The 20,782-nt window shown below is 56.8% G+C and carries 15 protein-coding genes; 8 read left to right on the top strand and 7 right to left on the bottom strand.

The window, feature by feature from the left end:
* Positions 1–274 precede the first annotated feature (274 nt).
* Complete coding sequence (locus WA354_RS14315; RefSeq protein ID WP_472813694.1) at positions 275–1,432, bottom strand: sialidase family protein; 1,158 nt, start codon at positions 1,430–1,432, stop codon at positions 275–277.
* Positions 1,433–2,030: 598 nt separating this feature from the next.
* Between WA354_RS14315 and lhgO the strand changes: the two genes are divergently transcribed.
* Positions 2,031–3,224, top strand: a complete 1,194-nt coding sequence (lhgO, locus tag WA354_RS14310; protein WP_472813693.1) for an L-2-hydroxyglutarate oxidase — start codon at positions 2,031–2,033, stop codon at positions 3,222–3,224.
* Positions 3,225–3,269: 45 nt separating this feature from the next.
* Here lhgO and WA354_RS14305 read toward each other — a convergent pair whose 3' ends face one another.
* Together WA354_RS14305 and WA354_RS14300 are read right to left on the bottom strand one after the other, a co-directional pair.
* Positions 3,270–5,000 (bottom strand): fibronectin type III domain-containing protein, encoded by a 1,731-nt coding sequence (locus WA354_RS14305; protein ID WP_472813692.1) that lies wholly within the window; start codon positions 4,998–5,000, stop codon positions 3,270–3,272.
* A 633-nt stretch (positions 5,001–5,633) separates the two neighbouring features.
* Positions 5,634–6,785 (bottom strand): nucleotidyltransferase domain-containing protein, encoded by a 1,152-nt coding sequence (locus WA354_RS14300; RefSeq protein ID WP_472813691.1) that lies wholly within the window; start codon positions 6,783–6,785, stop codon positions 5,634–5,636.
* 247 nt (positions 6,786–7,032) lie between these two features.
* Here WA354_RS14300 and WA354_RS14295 point away from each other — a divergent pair, with 247 nt between their 5' ends.
* Both WA354_RS14295 and WA354_RS14290 read left to right on the top strand, forming a co-directional pair.
* Positions 7,033–7,482 carry a PqqD family protein gene (locus WA354_RS14295; RefSeq protein ID WP_472813690.1) on the top strand — a complete coding sequence of 150 codons (450 nt, stop codon included), beginning with the start codon at positions 7,033–7,035 and terminating at the stop codon, positions 7,480–7,482.
* A 348-nt stretch (positions 7,483–7,830) separates the two neighbouring features.
* On the top strand, positions 7,831–8,472 hold the full coding sequence (locus tag WA354_RS14290; RefSeq protein ID WP_472813689.1) for a hypothetical protein: 642 nt from the start codon (positions 7,831–7,833) through the stop codon (positions 8,470–8,472).
* 33 nt (positions 8,473–8,505) lie between these two features.
* Here WA354_RS14290 and WA354_RS14285 read toward each other — a convergent pair whose 3' ends face one another.
* Positions 8,506–10,638 (bottom strand): choice-of-anchor D domain-containing protein, encoded by a 2,133-nt coding sequence (locus tag WA354_RS14285; protein ID WP_472813688.1) that lies wholly within the window; start codon positions 10,636–10,638, stop codon positions 8,506–8,508.
* An 853-nt stretch (positions 10,639–11,491) separates the two neighbouring features.
* Positions 11,492–11,824: a helix-turn-helix domain-containing protein gene (locus tag WA354_RS14280; RefSeq protein WP_472813687.1), complete on the bottom strand. Its 333-nt coding sequence runs from the start codon at positions 11,822–11,824 to the stop codon at positions 11,492–11,494.
* A 318-nt stretch (positions 11,825–12,142) separates the two neighbouring features.
* On the opposite strand from WA354_RS14280, the gene WA354_RS14275 reads away from it, so the two are divergent.
* From WA354_RS14275 to WA354_RS14255, 5 genes are all read left to right on the top strand, one after another.
* Positions 12,143–12,637: a ferritin-like domain-containing protein gene (locus tag WA354_RS14275; protein WP_472813686.1), complete on the top strand. Its 495-nt coding sequence runs from the start codon at positions 12,143–12,145 to the stop codon at positions 12,635–12,637.
* Positions 12,638–12,702: 65 nt separating this feature from the next.
* The gene (locus WA354_RS14270) at positions 12,703–13,731 is read left to right on the top strand and encodes a 4-hydroxy-3-methylbut-2-enyl diphosphate reductase (protein ID WP_472813685.1); all 1,029 of its coding nucleotides are present in this window, start codon (positions 12,703–12,705) and stop codon (positions 13,729–13,731) included.
* A gap of 166 nt (positions 13,732–13,897) precedes the next feature.
* Positions 13,898–15,904 carry a squalene--hopene cyclase gene (gene shc / locus WA354_RS14265; protein ID WP_472813684.1) on the top strand — a complete coding sequence of 669 codons (2,007 nt, stop codon included), beginning with the start codon at positions 13,898–13,900 and terminating at the stop codon, positions 15,902–15,904.
* A gap of 103 nt (positions 15,905–16,007) precedes the next feature.
* A complete protein-coding gene (gene hpnH / locus WA354_RS14260; RefSeq protein WP_472813683.1) occupies positions 16,008–17,126 on the top strand; it encodes an adenosyl-hopene transferase HpnH in 1,119 nt (372 codons plus the stop codon).
* A complete protein-coding gene (locus WA354_RS14255; protein WP_472813682.1) occupies positions 17,123–17,551 on the top strand; it encodes a hypothetical protein in 429 nt (142 codons plus the stop codon). Before hpnH ends, WA354_RS14255 begins: the two co-directional genes overlap by 4 nt.
* Before the next feature lie 88 nt (positions 17,552–17,639).
* On the opposite strand, the gene WA354_RS14250 is transcribed toward WA354_RS14255, so the two are convergent.
* The gene (locus WA354_RS14250) at positions 17,640–18,902 is read right to left on the bottom strand and encodes a VWA domain-containing protein (RefSeq protein WP_472813681.1); all 1,263 of its coding nucleotides are present in this window, start codon (positions 18,900–18,902) and stop codon (positions 17,640–17,642) included.
* 665 nt (positions 18,903–19,567) lie between these two features.
* On the bottom strand, positions 19,568–20,782 hold a 1,215-nt coding region (locus WA354_RS14245), incomplete at its 5' end, for a sulfatase/phosphatase domain-containing protein (protein WP_472813680.1).

Below are 20,782 nucleotides of genomic sequence, written 5' to 3'. Positions count from 1 at the left end.
TGAGTGTGGTCACGACCGAAGCAGGCGTGGAAATGCCGGTCCATGGAAAGCATGGGAAAACGATGAAGCTGTTTTCCCACCCTTCCCACAGACCTTGGAAATCGATAATGCCGATTTCCACATTCCCACGCCACGACTACTACGAGGATGAATAGCTCCTCAAACCCGCAGAGCTAAGAGATACGCATTCTGAGGGCAAGGTCAGAGCGGTGTCGAAATAGAAAACAAACCAAGAGCCCCAATCACTCCAATAAGGACCCATAGTCCGGAACCCTCATCGCTCTTGAACCTCGACAAAAGTTCCATAGACGATATGTTCATAAGATGCGCCAGGAACAGGGTCTCCACCGTTTGGCAGTGAATCAAACACCACGAACAGCTCACCCGCCTCCACCTCAATCACATCGCTGTAACCGGTACTCTGATCCTTGACAATCGGTGTGATGGCCGTCCAGCTTTTTCCCTCGTTCGAGCTAAACATAATCGTCACGCCCGGGCGGCCGAAGGTGCAGACCAACAGCCCGTTGCTCATCAACCTTAAATGGGGTGCTACACCTTTGAAGCCAGTTGATGTTGGAAGAGACCATGTTTTGCCATCGTCAAATGACCAAGCTCCCCCCATGTAGTCACCGTTACCCGTCCGAAAAATGCAGAACAATCGGCTGTCTGACAGTCGAACCACCCCGGCCTCGTTGGGTCCTTCGCTACCCATCCAAGGCCACGGCTTTTCATCGGGTTGTAGCGCGGCAATAATGCCATCCTCATTCCATGTATGACCATGATCGAAGGAGCGAATCAGCACCAGTCGCCTGTAACGTCGATCGCGTTTGGTTACGTAGTAAAGGGTGCTCAGCCATTCTCCGCGCGGGCCGGAAATAATTGCTCCAAAGGGCACTGCCGTAGGAGCGCTGGCAAGATGTGACGCATCCGTTGCCTTCGTGGCATGGATCTCCACGGGCTCGAGTTGTGGAGGCTCAGACAGATGGATACTGGCGTCTCTGACTTGATGGACATCCATGCCAGCTCGGGAAAATTCGGTCAGAGTAGTATGAAAATCCGCTTTTGGGCTGGAGGGGTATGGTTCCAGCGACAAGTAACCAGATCCAAGCACCCAAATTCCATCTTCGAGCGGCGCCTGGCTGTAGGCGGCATCTATGTTGGCGCCCGCTCCCATCGTATATCGGCGGCCCCATGTCTGCCCTCCATCCTTTGAAAGGCAATATGCAGAGAACTCACCTTCAGGATTGGTGTCGTCAGGGCTCATGCGCATTGTCGTCAATATTTCACCAGTGGGGAACCGGTGCACGGTCGGATACCAACAATAGTTATAAGAAGCCGTGATTTTTACAGTCTTCCCCAGGCGAATAAGAAAATGATCCACCTCATCCGTCCTTTCCAAACCAAAACCTAAACTCAGAGTCAGCGTGAGCACAGAAAAGATCCCAACATATCGCGGCAAGCTTTGTCCTCGCGTCGCACAAAACATGACTGACAACCTCCTTCAGCGGCCGCTTTTTTCGACGATCAAGCGGCAGTCATCTCGGCTCGTTATACACCTTTGGCGGAAGATTTAATGATCAAAAACTTAAAACTCCGCTGCGAACTATTTCGGCCGACTTAAGCCTATCCGGCAACGGCGCGTTACATGCGCGACGTTCGAATGCCGTCGCATTTTCCAGCAGTCGATATCAGCGCAGAACACACGTGGATTCCTGACGGGATTGGGGAAGGCGGCTGCGATAGGATGTGGCTCGGTGGCACCCTTGGGTTATTGGCAGCCTCACCAAGCCCCGATATACGAGCGACTGGGATTCCGTGATTCAGAGTGTTCATAGCGCGCTGTCAGAGTAGGCGTCTCCTTGCGCATGTGCTGAGATGAGGGGAATGCGGGCCGGCGGACGTGAGGGTCGTTCATTCGCACCAACTACTATCGGCCCTCCTCTATTGAGATCAAACCAATACGCTCATCAAGAAGTTGGTCGAGTGAACTCAGAACGTAATGCCGCTGACGTGTATTCTTTGGAAGGTACATGAAAGTTGCCATCATTGGCGGGGGAATCGTTGGGCTGGCTACAGCCTACCAACTTCTATTGCGGTTCCCATCAACTCGGCTCCTGCTTCTCGAAAAAGAATCCGGACCAGCCCGGCACCAGACTGGAAATAACAGCGGCGTTCTGCACTGCGGCCTCTACTATAAGCCCGGTTCGGAAAAAGCGAAGCTGGCGGTGCAGGGAATTCGCCGCATGGTCGAGTTCTGCGAAAGCCACGCCGTGTCCCACGAGATCTGCGGCAAACTCGTTGTCGCCACTGAGCCCGAAGAAATCCCCCGGCTCAAAGCCCTTCTCGAACGCGGTACTGCCAACGGCCTCCAGGGTCTGCAACTTCTTGGTCCGGAGCAAATTCGGGAGTACGAGCCTCACGCCACCGGCGTTGCTGCCATCCGGGTTCCCGAAGAGGGCATCGTCGACTTCAAGGCTGCGACCCAGGCCATGGCCGACGAGGTTATCGCTCGCGGCGGCGATGTTCACTACTCCTCTGAAGTTCTCAAACTCCAGAATGCGGGCTCATGGCTGGTCTCCACATCCGGCGGAGACTTCGAAGCGGATTTTCTCATTAACTGTGGCGGACTCCACTGCGATCGCATCAGCAGCATGGCCGGCAATCACGATGCCACTCGGATCGTGCCTTTTCGCGGCGAGTATTACAAGCTCAGACCTGAGTCGCAGCACCTTGTTCGCAATCTCATCTATCCAGTGCCCGACCCGAAGTTCCCATTCCTGGGTGTTCATTTTACGCGCCTGATCCACGGCGGCATCGAGGCCGGTCCTAACGCCGTGCTGGCCTTTGCTCGCGAGGGTTATCACCACACTGACATCCGACTCCGCGACACGCTCGAAACACTTTTGTATCCGGGATTCTGGCGCTTCCTTCTTCGCTACCCCTCGATGTGCTGGCATGAGTTTCACCGCTCCTTCAGCAAGGCGCTCTTCTGCCAATCCCTGCAAAGGCTTGTTCCCGAACTGCAGCCTGATGATCTGATCGAAGGCGGCGCAGGTGTGCGGGCGCAGGCTCTTTCTCCGTCAGGCGAGCTCATGCAGGACTTTTACTTCGTTCGGCAGTCGAAAGCTCTTCACGTACTCAACGCGCCCAGCCCCGCTGCGACAGCCAGCCTTGCCATCGCCGACGCCATAATCGATCAGATAAGCGAAGCACTCGGCGCGTAAGAGTTCTCTTACAATGCCGAGTGCCCATTCGTCGCGAACTTCTAATTACGGCACGGTGACCGTGGTTGAGTTCGAAGCGGCGCTCTCCACTCCCTGACCGTCGACGCTCCTCACAACATACTCATACGTGACTCCGCTTTGGACGGTGGTATCGGAGTAGCTCGTCTGCGTTTCCACTGATGAGGACAATAGCGCGTAATTGGAAACGCCGGAGGCAAGGCGATACACGTTATATCCAACCACCGGATCCGAGGTTGCAGGCGGTGCAGCCCATTCCAGCTTCACTTCATGCTGGGTTGAAGGCTGCGTGGCTGACGTCTGGAGTTGAATCACGTCAGTCTGCGACATATTATCTGCTGTCGCAGTCAGGGTCACCTTGGCTGCGGCAGTCACGGCTGATGCCGTGGCGCTGAAACTCGCGCTTGTCGCACCTGCGGCCACGGTCACTGAGGCGGGCACCGTCAGCGCGCTGCTGCTGCTCGAGAGCGTCACCACAGTTTGGCTTGCCGTTGCCGCGCTCAGAGACACCAAACACGCGTCCGTTGCCGGCCCGGTCAATGTCTGCGAGCCGCAGGAGATCTTGCTCAGAGTCGACACAGTAACGGGTGCATTGGGAGTGGCGGGGTTCAGCGTGATCGCGTCCATTTGCGACACACCGCCGGCCGTCGCTGTCAACGTCGCGGTCTGCGTAGCGCTCACGGCCGATGCCGTCAAATTGAAGCCCGTGCTCGTCGCACCAGCAGGCACAGTCACCGAAGCCGGCGCCTGCAGCATGCTGCTGCTACTCGATAGCGTCACCACCGTCTGACTGGTCGCTGCCGCGCTCAGATACACCGAACACGCCGTCGTTACCGGCCCGGTCAGAGTCTGCGCCCCACACGAGACCTTGTTCAATGTGGCCACAGGAGCCGGCGCTGGGGTGCCGGCGGAAGACAGCGTGATGACGTCCATCTGAGACACACCATTGGCCGTCGCAGTCAGCGTCGCCGTTTCAGTGTTGCTCACAGCAGATGCCGACACGTTGAAGCCCGTACTGGTTGCGCCCGTGGGCACAGTCACTGCGGCTGGTGCCTGCAGCGCGCCGTTGTTGCTGGAGAGCGTGACCACCGTTCGACTGGCGGCCGCCGCGGTCAAATACACGGAACACGCCTTCGTTGTCGGTCCGGTCAGAGTCTGACTTCCACACGAAATTTTGCTCAACGTGGCCACGGACGCCGGGGCGGGTGTGGGTACCGCGACAGGGTACAGAGTGATTACAGCCGTCTTCGTGACGGTGCCCGCCTGCGCCGTAATGGTCACGCCTAATGACTGGCTCACGGCTTCAGAAACCGCGTTGAATGCCGCGGTCTTTGCTCCTGCCGCTACGATTACCGTAGTCGGCACACCCAGAGCCGCATTACTGCTCGTCAGTGAAATCTTCGTGGGCTCCGTTGCCGCGGCAGTCAGATAAACCGAGCAATCCTTTGACTGCGCTCCTGACAATGACTGCGTTCCACATGAGATCGTGCTCAATGCGGCCTCAGTCGTCGTGCTCCCCGAGCCGGTCAGTTTTGAGTTGTACGACATGCCTCCGCATCCGGCCAGAACTGAAACAATACATCCCGTCAACAGTGCCGAAGTGCCCTTGCGAATTCGCCTTTTTTTAGGAAGAAATGAAAGCAGGAAGGAGCCTGCGGATTCTGAAGAACTGTGATTAATGTTACTGACTTGATGCTGCTTTGGCTGCGGTGCTGCAAGTTCACGGCCGAATCCTGGCCGAATCTTAAACTTGTACATCTACTTCTCCTCGGCAGGCGCTTACGCACCTCTTCTGAAGGCCCGATTCACGCGCAATGTGTCTGCCCGGCAGATGAAGATGAAAGATGAAAGACTGCCAAGCAAACACTGTGATCGGAAACTTGGTAAATGGATCACCTGAAGCAAAAGTGAACTTCAGACGTTCAGTGTGGTCGTCGACTCCTCCCTTCTGACCGCAGCCGAAAAACCTTGCGCTGCGCGTGCAAGACAGTGCTCTCCCGCGCGCGTGTTGCCGATTCATCCGGCGACACGCGTATACATCCTTCTGTTGCTGAAGTTTTGTGTTTGCAGATCGCGGAAGATTCCAGCAGGCGATCGGTGCGCACAACAATCCTTCTGGGCCCAGGATGAAGAACACAGCCATATTCCCAAGCGCACAGGTTTCAGTTGTGTGCTTGATTTGGCCGCGAGGATTCGTAAGTTCTGCTTTAGGCTAGTGCAAGAAGTTGACCAAAGTCCGCTCTAAAGGTTACTTAAGTGGTAAGTCAATAAATCGTTAAACTTGGGCTATTTCGAGACTGGTTTTTCAACAGACAGAGTAGCGCTTCGCCTTTAGCAAGTATGTAATTGTTTCCAGGTTCGGTATTATCTACAAAGTAAATTCGGCAGCTTTTACCGCGCTGTGCGGTCGAGCAAAATGCGTAAAGGCCGGATTACGTAGTACAAAGGCTCCAGAGCTTTGGGTAGCTTTACGACTGCGCGATCTCGCGCACCAGGACGCAAAATCCCCGGCGACAAGACCACCCTGGCCCTGTCCCGGAACCCAAGGATCTGGAGGTTATAGGGTAGCCAACCAGCCGGCATCCTCGCCGGCTCCTTCAGGATGTGCTCCTCGAGGAACTCTGCGAGATTCCGCGCCCACGGGTCCCCCTCAAAGCCCTTCAGCACATCTGCAGGCACTTTTGCGCCTGCAACTCGTCGCGCCAGCAGGACCCCCAATGCGAGGCAGCGCCACAATCCCACGCGCTTTGCCTCTTGTCGCGCGAAATTCCAATCAAGCGCTGGCTCGCTCTCCAGTCTCTTCGCCACATCGCAAATCCACACCAGCCGTGACCACACGTGTTTGCTGCCGTGCATACAAAGCATCAGCAGATCAGAGACAGCGTCGAAGCTCGCTACGTCGGCTCCGGCCAGCTTGACCGTCCTTCGCCGAGGCCACACCCAGTCCATACCCAGCTCGTGACGGTAGCGCGGCTGCGTCAGTTCGAGCTTCCAGCGGAGCTCCAACACCATGCCATCATCGGCGCGCTCAAAGTGATATTCAAAATAGTTTTCTGCTTCGGGGGATCCGTCTTCAAGAACCTTCGTCTTCAGCTCATATCCGCGAGCTTTCAGGATTCGCGTGGCCGGCAGCAGATCGCGATAGTAGATGAGCACGTCGAGATCGCCCGCAGTTCGGGCCGTCATGTCGCCGTATGCGGATGCTCCCAGCACTACGCCCTTGAAAGGCATCGCCGCGATTCCAGCTTTTTCAAATTCGTTGAGCACCTGCAGAAGTTCAGCCGCATTGGCCACGCAATGAAACGCGTTGCGTTCGAACTCGAATCGAGCGAACTCCAGTGCCTCTGCTGGAACGACCGCGCTGTTTGCCACAAGCTCGGAATACAGCATCGGCAAAACGCCATGCTGCCGTGCGCCCATGATCGGATCTTTCCAGCGCGTGATTTTCCCAGCAATCTCTGCGACCGTAGGGCCACGGCGCTCCCCATGCCACAGTACAACGGTGCGCAGCAGGTCAGCCGAATTGCGATCCATCGCCGTCATGTAATTTCCTTGTCCATTGTTCCAAAATCAGAACGATTCGGTACGACGCTCCTCACGCTTATCAAATCCAAAGTATTAGCATGTCCCCGGAAAGTACTATGAGCAGCAGATTACCAATTATGGCAGCTGGATTACCTAAGAAGGCGAGAATGCAGGACTTAGTTGTAGGTGGATTTCGTAAATCTCAGGTATTCTGCACTTGAAGTCGCGGAATATCCGCGCACTCCAGAAAACAAGAGGAGGCTCCATGCTGGTTGAGCGTCTAAGCACGAAGGATTTGGTCGTTAACTCCATGCCTGATGGTTCTCGCGTGATCCGCAATTCGAAGAACGAAACGGTGTTCGCTCTGAACGCGACCGCCGGTGCTGCATGGGATGCTTGCTCCTCCGCCACCACGATCGCCGGTGTTGCCGAAGAGATGCGGCGTTCCTTTGACCCCAATGTCACAGACGACCTGGCAGAAGCTTGCATCCTCCAGTTCCAGGAGAAGAATCTGGTCAGCATTTCGGGTTCCACTCAGAAGCACACTCGCCGCGCGGTTCTCGCCGGGTTGAGCGCGGTTGCGCTCCCGCTCGTCGTTTCTCTCACGGTCGGTGAACAGAAGGCGCATGCTCAGGCAGCCGGGTCAAACGATGAGCGCTCGGATCGTACGCCGCGGGCTAGTGTTCCCAAGGATCGCCAAAAGTTCGATTTCTAATGCAGGTTGTTTTTCTGGGCTGCGTCGACTCTCGTTCGAATAGAGTCGGTGGTCCGTTCTCCACATTTTTCTCAGATCTGTCGAACGCCGTCTCTTCCTGGGTTGCAGAGCACGTTTGGGCAAGTAGTCGTAACGAAAATGGCGGCCATGACGGCCGCCATTTTTGCGTCCGGGTCAGTTACTCTTTTATCCATGACTTCGCGGGACAATTTTGAGTTCGGCATCGATGCATTCGATTCCTCAATTCATGTGGAATGCGCTGACTCCGAAATCCGTGACGCACTGGAACGATACATATTCCCGCCTGCGCCTCGCACGAGATCCGTCCCCACTTCCCCGAACATACGCTTGCGTGTTGACAGGGGCGGCGAGGGTTTTCATGTCCTGATCGATAACAAACCCGCAGCATCCGTTGTGACACTCCACGATGCTGCCCTCGCCGCTGTCAAAGCGCTCGATGATGCTGTTGTCGATCGCATGAAGGTGTTTCGCGCCGTGCACGCGGGCGCAGTGCTGATCGAGGGAAAGGCCTTGCTCCTGCCAGGCTCTTCACACGCGGGGAAGTCTTCGCTCGTTGCCGAATTAATCCGTCGCGGCGCTGCCTGCTTTTCCGATGAATACGCCCTCGTTGACAAGGAAGGCCGCATTCATTCGTATCCCCGTCCGCTTCTACTCCGCAACGGTCGTCCCCAGCAATCGCTCGTCCTTCCGGAAGAGCTCAACGCGGGCTTCGCTACCCATCCGGCGTTTGTGGGCTGGATCTTTGCTCTCGACTATGTTCCGGGCGAAGCATTTTGGGACGTTCACGAGATTTCGCAGGGCGAGGCCGTCATGCTCCTGCTGCGTAACACGCCTCACGAAATGGCACAGTTTTCCGGGATGGTTGACTTCTTCACGCGTGTCGCGGCCAACGCTGACTGCTATGCAGGACGACGCTGCGACGTTGCCGAAGCCGCAACCCGGGTATTTGATCTGATCGGCTGTAAATAGACGCGCCGCTCGAAACCCGGGCGGCGCGCATCGTTATGGAATGGTAATTGTCGTCATGTTGGACGGCTGACTCTCCATCCCCGACGAGTTTACGCTGGTCACATAGTAGTTGTAGCTCTGGCCGCCCTGCACATTTGTGTCGATGTATGCAGTCTGCGTGTCCATCGAGTCCACCATCGCAAACGAGTTTGAGCCGTTGGGTGCGCGATAGACGTTATATCCCGAAATCGGAGAGGTGGATCCGGTAGGCGGGAGCCAGCTCAGATCGACCTTGTGTGAATCTCCGGTGCCGCTCAGGGCCACAGTCGCTGTTGAATTAGACGAAGAGTTGCTGCCGATGGTCAGCTGGCCGGTGGTTGAGCCTACCACCGACGGATCGAACGTCAGTGTGACCGACATCGTCTGTCCCGGATTCAGCTTAGCCGGCAGGCTCACGGGCGAAACCGCGAAGCCGCTGCCCGACACTGCCACGGAGTTTACCGTCACAGCCGCTGTGCCGCTCGAGGTCAATGTCAGCGTCTGCGTAGTTGTTGAGTTCACCATCACGTTGCCAAAAGAGACGCTGGTTGCGTTCAGGCTCAGTGCTGGTGCTCCCGCATTCAATTGCAGAGAAAGCGACTTCGAAGTGCTCCCTGTAGTCGCCGTCAGTGTGACTGACTGCGTGCTGCTCACCGAAGCTACGTTTGCTGTGAACGTCGCGCTCGTTGCAGCGGCCGGAACCGTAACCGAAACAGGTAGAGTGAGGGCGCTGTTGCTGCTCGAAAGAGCCACGCCCACGCCGCCAGTCGGCGCTGAACCTGACAGGCTGACCGTACACGTATCCGCCAGCGATCCTGTGACGGAGGTGTTGCTGCAGGATATTGTGTTCACAGTCGGAGCAACCGTCGTGCCTGCGCCGCTCAGGCTTAGTGCCTGGGCAGGCGCATTGCTCGAAATTGTTAACTGTCCGGTCACCGGGTTCGCCGTGGTCGGATCAAACTGAACCGTCAGCACTGCGGCCTGTCCCGGATTCAGAGTGGCAGGGAAGCCACCTCCCGAAACCGAGAACCCCGTCCCCGTAATCGAGTCCGAATTGATCTTGACGGCCATCGTGCCGCTCGAGGTCAGGATCACCGATTTCGTCACCGCGGTGCCCACTGAAACATTGCCGAACGACAGCGACGTAGCGCTCAGGTTTAACGCCGGCGTGGCTGCATTCAGTTGCATAGCAAAAGTTCGCGACGAAGCACTTGTGCTTGCCGCCAATGTCGCCGTCTGCGACGTGCTCACCGATGTTGCGTTGGCTGTGAACGATGCCGTTGACGCGCCGGAGGCCAACGTGATGGTGGCAGGTACCGTTACGGCGCTGTCATTGCTCGACACGGTCACGCTCATCCCACCGGACGGAGCAGCGGAACTAAGCGACACCGTGCAGGCCGTTGAACCCGCGCCGGTAAATGAACTGTTGCCGCACGAAAACGCGCTGATTGAAGGCGCCACCGGCGAGGCTGATCCGCTCAGATTGATCGTCGTCGTCTTTGAAGTGGTTCCCGCTGTTGCGGTCAGCGTTACGGTTTGCGCGCCTGTGAAGCCTGAGACGGTGGCCCCAAAACTCGCATTTTTCGAGCCTGAGGAAATGGCGACCCTTGCCGGCACGGTCACGGCTCCACTGTTGCTCGACAGGTTGATCGTCATACCGCCGGTAGGAGCGGCTGCGCTCAACGTCAAGGTGCAGGGATCTGTGCCAGTTCCAAACATCGAGGAGTTCGCGCAGCTCAGACCCGACAGCGAGGACGACGATGAGGCAGAGCCTCTGCCGTGTAACTTGACCGCACCCGACACACTCGTTTTTGCGCTAGTCGTCGCGCTGACACTGAGCTCCGCAGTCGAGTCCGTGGCAGATCCGGGATCATAGCGAACCTGCACACTCATGCTGCCGCCGGGTGTGAGCGTTGCGGGCAGCCCGGTCACACTCACGGTAAATGAACTGCTCGTGGTGCTCAAATCTGCGATCTCCATCGGAGACGTGCCCGAGTTGGTGATGGACACATTCTGGAATACAGGGGTACCTACGTTTACGTCGCCAAAGTCAATTGCCGACGGGCTAACCACGAGCGCGGGCGTGCCGGTCGACGAAAAGGGCTTGGAGTCCGCGCCGCAGCCTGAGAGCGCTAGGCTAAGCGCCATGGCGGCTATTCCCATCGCAAGTGCGCCACTCCAAAATCGTTCGCACGAATCTTGTTTATTGGATATTTCCGGAAGGTTCGCCGTAGTCTTCTTTGCTGTTGCGAAAAACGAAATATTGCGGAACTTGTACATCGGCATCACCTGTGCCAGTGGAATCTGGCGTTCAAGTCGCCCAAGTGCGGAATGCCCGGCTTCGTGCAACGGGAGTAGATGTATAGCTGCCTCGGTTGACTATCAGCAGGATCGTCTCTGGAAAGGAGATGGTACAGGTGACGATAGTCACGAAGGTGGTATGTATCGATTACCTTCGTACTACCTGCGCAACGTATTGCACCATTAGCGTTTGAAAGAGTTGAGTAACCCGAAGGTGGTAGGCCAGAAAACGCTCGGAGGGACGTATTCATAGCGGTTCGAGGTGACTAGTAACCCCATGCAAAAGTTACCAGCCAACAGATAAAACGCGCGGACTGTTTGACGCCCTGACTTGTCGGGATTTGGGCATGCGGAATCGTCGCCCGCGGTATCTGGCGCAGTGCTTTCCGCTTCTCCTCGAAGGGAGAGCTCTTCAGCACGTCGTGGCAGCAGTTACCGATCTGCGATGTTTTTGAATGCGCTCAGCGCCGGGCTGTCGCATTGACGCATGCACACGATCCCTGTGGAGGCGCCGGGCGCCGCGCGCCTACTCAATCATGTGGGAGTTCGTGTCGAAGACGCACAGGCGCAGAACGGCCTCATGCGCAGAACCATGGGCACGCATACGATTAGACTTCGTCGGTCGGAAAACCAAAAGAAAAAGGCAAACCAGGAGTCGGCCGCTCCGACCGAACCGAAGCTAATTCAGTTGCCGCTGTTTTCAGGCTTGAGATTCAATTGTTCCGACCTTCTGGCCGTTCCCGCCTGTATAAGCCGGTACCTGGATGGTGGCCTGCTGGAAGAGCCACTCTGTGTCGCAGCCGAGTACCTGGGCAATCTGCTCCTGCATCTGCTTTCCAGGTGTGCGAACGCCGTTGATAATTCGGCTGAGATAGGCCTCATCAATGCCCACCAGTTTCGCCAGGCGATTCTGCCGCATACCAGTGGTGTATACACGCAGCTTCAGATTCGGGTAGATGGATCGTTCCTTTGTTGGAAAGTGGTTTGTATCGTTATGCGCCGTGTGGGGAATTGGTGCTTTTGTCTCGATCATCACTTTTGCTCCCGCTGCGTCGAACAAGGCAGACTTCGAACTTAGGGCAGAAAGCAAGAAGTTGCCAGACCATTTGGTAATTCGGCCGGACTTTTGTAGTAATGCAGGTCACAGTTACTCGCCTGGTGCAAGGGCAGTGAACGCCAGCCGGACAGGTTCTCAACGCCCGCATCGTGCACAGGAACGGAGACGCTATCTGGTCTCAGCGTCGCAAGAAAGCGGGTTGAGAACTGCGATAAATTCGAAGGGCAACAACCAAAGTCCCGGTGGCATCCCAACGCAGAGCAAGGCCCAACCCAAACTCAAGGGAGAATTGCGATGAGCGTCGACTCGATCGAGAAGCTATTTATAGAGGAATTGAAAGATCTGTATTCGGCCGAAAACCAGATCACCAAAGCTCTTCCGAAGATGGCGAAAGCGGCATCTTCGAACGACTTGAAGAAGGCGTTCGAGAGCCATCTGCGGGAGACCGAGGGACACGTGGAAAGGCTGCTGGAGATATGCAAGATCCTCGGCACAGGCCCCAAAGGAAAATCTTGCGAAGGCATGAAAGGCGTGCTGGATGAAGGCTCTTCTGTTTTGCACGAGACGGCGGAGGGCGACGTACGGGATGCTGCCCTGATCGCTGCCGCCCAGCGCGTCGAGCACTACGAGATGGCAGCCTACGGCACGGTGCGCACGTATGCGGAACTTCTGGGGCAGGCGAAGATTGCCAAGTTGCTGGAAGAGACGCTCGAGGAGGAGAAGGCAGCGGATCAGAAGCTGACTTCGATTGCGCAAAAGGTCAATGTTCGGGCGCAGCAAACTGCATGAGGATTGCGCGGGTTCGGCGGAGCACGAGCCCGCGTAAATCTCTCCTGAATTGATATAATGGTAGTGTGACTACAACTGCGCTTGATTCTGTCCCCAATCGCGCCCATAGCGAGATACCTTCCGAACAGAAGCGGGTACTTCTGCTCAAACCGCGCGGATTTTGCGCCGGCGTTGTCCGTGCTATCGACATCGTCAAAATCGCCTTGGAAACCTTCGGAGCGCCGATTTATGTGCGGCGCGAAATCGTTCACAACCGCTATGTCGTGAATGAGTTGGCCGAAAAAGGCGCCATCTTCGTTCATGAGATTGACGACGTTCCGGATGGTCACCGGGTGATTTACTCAGCGCACGGGGTTTCGCCGGCGGTGCGCGAACTCAGCAAAGGCCGGGGCCTCAAGGTCATCGACGCCACTTGCCCGCTGGTCACCAAGGTACACATTGAGGCGGTAAAGTTCGCCAAGCAGGGGTATTCGCTGGTTTTGATCGGGCATCGTGACCACGATGAGATCGAGGGTACGCTTGGCGAAGCTCCTGAGGTAACTCAAGTCGTTTCGAATGTGGCTGAAGTCGCAGCGCTCCAGGTTCCCGACCCGAACCGCGTGGCTTACCTGACGCAGACCACGCTTTCGCTCGACGAGGCGCGGGACATCATTCATGCGCTGAAAGAGAAGTTTCCGAACATCGTCGGACCTCACTCGCAGGATATCTGCTACGCGACAGAGAACCGCCAGGTGGCAGTGCGCAACGTGGCTCATAATGCGGACCTGGTCCTGGTGGTGGGCTCAACCAACAGCTCCAACTCGAACCGGCTGGTCGAGGTTTCGCGCAATCTTGGGACAATCGGGTATCTGATTGATAACTCCCAGGCAATCGACCCAAAGTGGCTTCAGGGGGCGTCTACGGTAGCGGTTACCGCAGGGGCTTCGGCTCCGGAGGTCCTAGTCGAGGATGTAGTCAATTATTTGCGTCAAAACGGCTACTCCAGCGTCGAAGAAGTTGAGGTAATGCCGGAGAATGTACGCTTTGGGCTGCCTCCAGAGATCGTTCAGGCCATTGGGGGGCCGGGTGGCGCGGAGTCGGTTCCCGTGCGCTGAGTTGGAGACCCAACGCGCGGTGCTTCAGGGGAATCAAAGCAAGTTTGGATGCATGACGGGCCACTAGCGTGGATCAATTGTGCAGAGAACCCGGCAGCCCGCGAAATTCTGCTGCTCACTGCCCGGAATCAGGGTATTTTTTGATCATTGAGGGCCGCATATCGCAATGAGTATCAAGCAAGGTCTTACAAAATCCGCGGCGCCAAGGTTCGGCCGCATGGATGCGGCTCTTGCGGACGTCGAATCGGCCATTCATCGCTCCAGCGATTACCTGCTTTCACTGCAGCATCCTGAGGGGTACTGGGGCGGAGAGCTTGAAGCCGATTCGATGCTCGAAGCCGACTACATTTTTCTCCATACTCTGCTTGAGTCGGGCGATCCCGAGCGCCTGAAGCGAGCCTTCACTGAGATGATGCGCTACCAGAAGGAAGATGGGAGCTGGAGTCTCTATCCGGGTGGACCGGGCAATGTTTCGCTTTCGGTGAAGTGTTATTTCTCTGCCAAGCTGATGAACATTCCGGCAACCGATCCACGTCTGGTGAAGTGTCGCGAGTGGATTCTTGCACATGGTGGCGTGACGGAGTGCAACACGTTTACGAAGATGTATCTCTGCGCGCTGGGCCAGTACGACTACGATGCGGTGCCAGCGATTCCGCCGGAGATCGTTCTTTTTCCCAACTGGTTCTACTTCAACATCTACGAAATCTCGGCATGGTCGCGCTCGATTCTTGTGCCCCTGGCCATTATCTATGCCAAAAAGCCATACAAAAAGATTCAGCCGGAGCACAGCATAGACGAGTTGTTTGTCGGTGGCCGGGCAAACTCAAATCTGCGCCTGCACTGGGATTCGAAGAAGCTGATTTCATGGCGCAACTTCTTTATCGTGATCGATCGCGTTACGCACTGGTTCGAGGCTGTACACATTCGTCCGCTACGGAAGCTGGCGCTGAAGAAGGCAGAGACGTGGATGCTGGAGCGGCTGGAAATGTCAGACGGCCTGGGCGCGATTTATCCGGCGATGCTGAATGCGATTCTTGCGCTGCGCTGCCTGGGCTACTCCGAAGACGACCCGCAGGTGATTCGCGCGCGCGACGAGTTTGAAAAGCTCGGCATCGAAGAGCCGGCAAATGATGCAATGCCGGAGCCGACATTCCGCATGCAGCCGTGTGTTTCTCCGGTATGGGATACGGCGCAGGCGCTCTATGCACTCGGCGAAGCCGACGTGTCGCGCACTGATCCGCGGATGTTGAAGGCCGCTGACTGGTTGCTATCGAAGGAAGTGCGCCACAAGGGCGATTGGGCCGTGAAGGTGCCGAATACCGAACCCGGCGGCTGGTACTTCGAGCACAACAATGAGTTCTATCCCGACACCGACGACACGGCACAGGTGCTGCTCGCGTTGAGCAAGGTCGACAATCCGCGAGAGCGCTACCAGCACCAGGTGGAGCAGCGTGCGATTGAGTGGGAGTTTGCCATGCAGTGCCGTAACGGCGGCTGGGGCAGCTTCGACAAAGACAATACGAAGATGATCTTCCAGTACATTCCGTTCGCGGATCACAATGCGATGCTGGATCCGCCAACGGTGGACATTACGGGACGCATGCTGGAGATGCTGGCATGTTACGGCTACACGCGCAGCGACAAGCGAGTGGAGAGGGCTATCAAGTTCATCCTGAGCGAGCAGGAGCCGGACGGAAGCTGGTTTGGTCGCTGGGGCGTGAACTACATCTACGGCACGTTCCTGGTGCTGCGCGGGCTGGATGCGATCGGGTTCGATCACAACGAGCCGCAAGTGCAACAGGCAGCGGAGTGGATCCGCATGGTGCAGAACGCGGATGGCGGCTGGGGCGAGACCTGCGGCAGCTATGAGGACCCCAACACGCGCGGAGTTGGACCGAGCACGCCATCGCAGACTGCATGGGCACTCCTTGCACTGCTTGCGGCTGGCGACGATCGATCGGACTCGATTGCAAAAGGAGTGCGCTGGCTGCTTGAACGCCAACTTAAGGACGGCAGCTGGGATGAGTCGATGGGTGAAGGCTCACAAAGAGAAGGCATCATCACTGGAACTGGATTTCCCAAAGTCTTCTACCTGGCATACACGATGTACCGGCAGTATTTCCCGCTCATGGCGCTTACCAGCTATGTGCGGACGATTGAGCAGGCTTCCTAAGTTAGAAGATGCGGTGCGGGCATTCGTCTAGATGCCTTGCTGAAAGTATTTGGGAACGAAGAAAAGATTGAATGGGGCTACCGCCCTTGAGGGATAAATAACAATGGCTGTTCCGATTTCACAGATGTGGACGGTTGCCACCTATGTGCTGAAGAAGCGCTTCAACGGCAATAAGCGTTACCCGCTCGTCCTCATGCTTGAGCCGCTGTTCCGCTGCAATTTGGCGTGTGCGGGTTGTGGCAAGGTGCAATATCCACCGCATGTGCTCAAGCGGATGTTGACTCCGGAGGAGTGCTTCGCTGCCGTGGAAGAGTGCGGTGCGCCGATGGTGTCGATTCCGGGCGGTGAGCCGCTGCTGCACCCGCAGATCGTGGAGATCGTGAATGGGCTGATTGCACGGAAGAAGTACATTTACCTTTGCACTAACGCGCTTGAATTGAAGCGGCGTCTGCCGGAATTCACGCCGTCGAAGTACCTCACTTTCTCAGTGCACTTGGATGGCGACCGCGAGCACCATGACTTCAGTGTCTGCCGCGAAGGTGGATATGACATTGCCGTCGAAGGCATCAAGGAAGCAGTGAAGCGTGGCTTCCGCGTCACGACCAATGCGACGTTCTTCGACGGCACCGACCCGAATAACGTGCGCAGCTTCTTTGACGACGTGATGCAGATGGGCGTCGAAGGCATTGTGCTCTCGCCGGGCTACAGCTACGAGATGGCTCCTGACCAGCAGCGGTTCCTGGGACGCGCGCGTGTGCGCAGGCTCTTCCGCGCGATTCTGTCAAACCGGAAGAAGACATGGAAGTTCAACATGTCGCCGCTGTTTCTTGAGTTCCTTATGGGGGACCGCAAATACGAGTGCACGCCATGGGGTTCACCTGCGTTCAACATCTTTGGTTGGCAGCGACCCTGCTACTTGTTGCAGGACGGTTACGCGGAGAGCTTCCAGGAGCTACTGGAAACGACGAAATGGGAAGAATATGGTGTCGCCTCGGGAAATCCGAAGTGCGCCAACTGCATGGTTAGCTGTGGCTACGAGCCTTCGGCGGTGATCGACGGCTTCGGGTCTCTGAGCGGGATCTGGAGCATGATCCGCGGGACGTTCTCTTCGTACAAGGACGAGCACGCGCTGCGCTTATTGAATGAGCCTGCGCCGCACGGGCCCGCAACCTTGGTGCAGATCGATAGCAGCGCACGCAGCCTTGAGGAGACCAACGCATGACGGGTGAAGTTGCGAAGTACACCATCGAGCAGGTTGAGTCTCTCGAGCTCGTGCCTGGCACGCAACACGAGCAGCTTGAAGGATGGATTCCCGAACTCGCCAGCGATGAAGACCTGCGCAAGGCGCTGGAGAAGGCGTTCGACTACCGTGGCGACGTGACCATCACGACGAAGAGCGGTGAACGGGTCGAGGCTTATATTTTCAATCGTTCAACTGGCTCGACTCTCGTCGATTCGTACGTGCAGTACTTCTCGCCGAAGTCCGCAGGCAAGCTGAAGCTGAGTTATGCCGATATTGCGCGCCTTGAGTTCAGCGGCAAGGATCGTGCAGCGGGCAAGCACTGGGAAGACTGGCTCAAAGCCTATAACGAGCGCAAGGCAGCCGGCGAAAAAAACATCGCGCTGCATCCGGACTCATTGGAATAGATCGCACCGGCTGAATTGAATTTGCGTTCGCCGGCCCAGGTACGGCACGGACGCGCCCCTCGATTCTCAATCAGGCGTCTCCGGGTTTCTACGGCTGAGTGTAGTAGCCAACCAGGGTGCGGACGCTGAGGCCGGGCCTGTTCACCTTTACTTCGAGCGATCGTAATTCCACGCCGTTCTGCGCGGGTGGAGGGACGAAGGAAAGTGCATAGTACCAGTCGGCATCGTCGAGGAATTTGACCAGGTCGGCGGTGACGTCGCTGCTTGAGGTCATCAACAGACCGCCGGTCTGCTGCGCCAGTACCGGCAGCGCCAGGCTGTCGGGGCGTGCACTCTCTGGCGATGCTATGCCTATGAGCGGATGCGGAATCACGATTGCCTGTTCTTCCTGGCGCACGGGGTCGCGTGGAGCAATGGCATCGAGCGTGACTTGCGCGGCGTGCAGATCGTGAAGCACGTTTACGATTTCGTCGAAGTAGTTCTTCCGCGCCTTCGGCGTCAGTTGGTCGAACTCGGCGTCAGAAGGAAGCGGCCATCCCGGGCCGACCCAGATGAGAATCGTGCGCCCTCCCAAGCTGAGTTGCTGTTGTGCGATGCCGTCGAGGGCAGCAAGCGAGTCTTTGAAGTGGACCTGAAGGCAGTTGGTGTCAGCTGATTGTGAGCCCTTGTCGTTGTCGGCGTGAGTTCCGGCACCGCTGTTGTCGGCTGCTTTTACCACGGAGGCGTCGGCGGGTCCACAAGCGTTGGAGTGGACGTTCTTGGTCATGCTTACAAAGGCGCGGCCTATTGTGTTGCGATCCGTGGTTGCCCCGGTCGATTTCAAGTGGCCGTTGGACCATAGTACAAACGACATGGGATACGGAAGCGCGGAGTGGCTCTGGGCGAGGTATTTGAAGATGCCGTTCTTCTCCGCTTCGAGTGCCGCAGTGGGGCTGTTGACGGCATCGAGCACGATGACGATCTCGGTGGCGTCGTTCAGTGCTTCGCCATCAATGGCATGAAACGCGGCGAGCCTGCGGGGCTGGTGGTTGTCGAAGAGGGTGAAATCCCTTGCGTCAAGATCGGTGACGGGCTTGCCGGCGTTGTCGGTGACCTGCACATTGAGCGTGATGCGATGGCTTTCCTGGAATTGGCGATCGCGATCTTCCTTGGGGCGGGTCTTCAGTGTTGGATACTGGGCGAGCGCGAGCTGTGCGGCCAGGGCAAGAACCACCAGGCCCACAGGACTCGTGGATCGGCGAGCCAGGTCGAACCTTATTCTGCGATCAAACCTCATGCGCATACGATACTCGGACCAGGGCGAGATTTCACGGTTAGCCAACGCCGATGGGCCGATGTTAGTTGCAATCATAATGCCCACGGTTCTTCTCTTTTTTGTCCGGGGTGCCCCCACCCATACTCTGTAAAGAAGCGCTGTTTTCTCAGCAGTTTGCAGGAGACCCGTGTCGCCAAATTATTCTCGGCAAAGAACTTAGTCGCAGAGATGTCTCAGCAAAGGAGTTAAGGGGTATTATCGGAGCGCTCAGGCTAAAAACCAGTAGCTCCACAGTTTCGCAGTTTCACAGACCCGGTTTGCGACTCCGTTAAGTCTGGCGTCTTTTTGGACTTTTGGCGCGTTATCTCGGTGATTGTTGAGCTTGAGATGACCTCCATAAATTCACTCTAGGCTAATGGACGAAATAACCTGCAAAGAATGGGAAAACGTTTGGCGTCTGTTTTGAGCGGGTTAGGCTGGGATAACCGAACGAGCGGCTTGACACCCGATTGAGGTGAACCTCTTGGGTGAGACAGTTTGTGTTTTGAGGTTGCCTTTTCTTGAGGCTGGTTGGTTCTTCTTGAACCTCGCGCAACATGCGAACTTCAGCGCGTCCGGGGCCGCCAGAATCAGCAGGCCGGTTGCACCTTCAATCACGGCAGTGACTGTGAGCAGGTTTTTCATTTCTTTTTGGCACCGTTGATGGGATCTTCGTCTACTGGGCGGTCGTAACTGCGACCGCCCAGCAGACGCGGATTAATTTATTGTCGCGCCATCGCGATGCGCATTGCTTCCTCAGGCGAGACGAGGTGATCGACGCTTTCGGCATCTTCGGCAATGGCGAGCTGCACGCCCCTGACGCGACCCGTGAATTCGTTGCCCCGCGCGCCGTAGTCCGGCGAGACAGGAGATCCGTTGTCCACTCCTACATCGCATCCATCATCGGCAGAGAACACCATGGCCGCCGTGATCGCAACTTGGCCCTGGCCGACCTGCTTGCCATCGACGAACAGGGTGGCAACGCCACCTTTGCCAAGTCCGCCGCCGGCATAGGCGAATTCCATGCGGACCTGGTGCTCGCCTGTCGGCAGCGGATCACTCGATTCCGCATAAAAGTAATGGATGCCAAGGAAGTTATAACAGTACTTCAGCTTCCCACCCTTGGCGTAAAGGCTCCATCCGCCGATGTTTCCGCCCTGGGCGATGATGACTCCTTCCACCGCACCGGATGAAGGGACAACAATCTCAGCGGTCACGGAGTGAGACTTGTTCTTGATGTTGATCACCGAATTTTCAGAAAGTCGCCCCATATTGCCAAACAGAATTTGGGACTTGCCCTTGATGAGAACCGGACGCCCTGCGAGATCTGAGTTCATCCGTTCTACCTTCCGGTCATCGAGAGGCAGCACGTTGTAGCGCGCCGCCTCAATCAGCCAGAGGCGTTGCAGTTCATGCAATTTCTCCGGCATCTGCGCGGCCAGATTGTTGGCCTGCGTCCAGTCTTTACTGGTGTCGTAGAGCTCCCAGACGTCATCGTCAAACGCCGGGACTTTCTCGCCCATAAGGAGCCAAGGCGTACTGTGGCGCGTAACTGCGGTCCAGCCGTTGTGGTAGATCCCCCGGTTGCCGGCCATCTCGAAGTACTGCGTCTCATGCTGATCGGCTGCCTTGGCATCGTTGAAAGCGTATGCCATGCTGACGCCTTCGATCGGATGCTGCTGGACTCCGTTGACGAACAGGGGCTGGGGCAGTCCAGCCACTTCAAGGATGGTCGGGGCTACGTCGATGCAGTGACAGAACTGGGTTCGGAGTTCACCCCTGCCCTGAATCCCTTTGGGCCAGTGCACGATGGTTCCGTTGCGCGTGCCGCCCCAATGCGAGGCGACCTGCTTGGTCCACTGGTAGGGCGTATCCATGGCGTGAGCCCAGCCGACGGCGAAGTGATTATAGGACTCTGGTCCACCGAGCTTGTCGAT

Origin of the sequence: Occallatibacter sp., assembly GCF_049802275.1 — a bacterium.
In the GTDB taxonomy this organism is placed as follows: domain Bacteria; phylum Acidobacteriota; class Terriglobia; order Terriglobales; family Acidobacteriaceae; genus Telmatobacter.
This window is presented reverse-complemented; position numbering and strand designations above follow the sequence as displayed.

What these genes read in the sequence shown, in the direction of transcription:
- WA354_RS14250 (WP_472813681.1), bottom strand. Translation starts at nt 18,902, where the DNA reads ATGATTGCAACTAACATCGGCCCATCGGCGTTGGCTAACCGTGAAATC.
- WA354_RS14295 (WP_472813690.1), top strand. Translation starts at nt 7,033, where the DNA reads ATGCTGGTTGAGCGTCTAAGCACGAAGGATTTGGTCGTTAACTCCATG.
- WA354_RS14305 (WP_472813692.1), bottom strand. Translation starts at nt 5,000, where the DNA reads ATGTACAAGTTTAAGATTCGGCCAGGATTCGGCCGTGAACTTGCAGCA.
- WA354_RS14285 (WP_472813688.1), bottom strand. Translation starts at nt 10,638, where the DNA reads ATGGCGCTTAGCCTAGCGCTCTCAGGCTGCGGCGCGGACTCCAAGCCC.
- WA354_RS14255 (WP_472813682.1), top strand. Translation starts at nt 17,123, where the DNA reads ATGACGGGTGAAGTTGCGAAGTACACCATCGAGCAGGTTGAGTCTCTC.
- lhgO (WP_472813693.1), top strand. Translation starts at nt 2,031, where the DNA reads ATGAAAGTTGCCATCATTGGCGGGGGAATCGTTGGGCTGGCTACAGCC.
- WA354_RS14300 (WP_472813691.1), bottom strand. Translation starts at nt 6,785, where the DNA reads ATGACGGCGATGGATCGCAATTCGGCTGACCTGCTGCGCACCGTTGTA.
- hpnH (WP_472813683.1), top strand. Translation starts at nt 16,008, where the DNA reads ATGGCTGTTCCGATTTCACAGATGTGGACGGTTGCCACCTATGTGCTG.
- WA354_RS14275 (WP_472813686.1), top strand. Translation starts at nt 12,143, where the DNA reads ATGAGCGTCGACTCGATCGAGAAGCTATTTATAGAGGAATTGAAAGAT.
- WA354_RS14280 (WP_472813687.1), bottom strand. Translation starts at nt 11,824, where the DNA reads ATGATCGAGACAAAAGCACCAATTCCCCACACGGCGCATAACGATACA.
- shc (WP_472813684.1), top strand. Translation starts at nt 13,898, where the DNA reads ATGAGTATCAAGCAAGGTCTTACAAAATCCGCGGCGCCAAGGTTCGGC.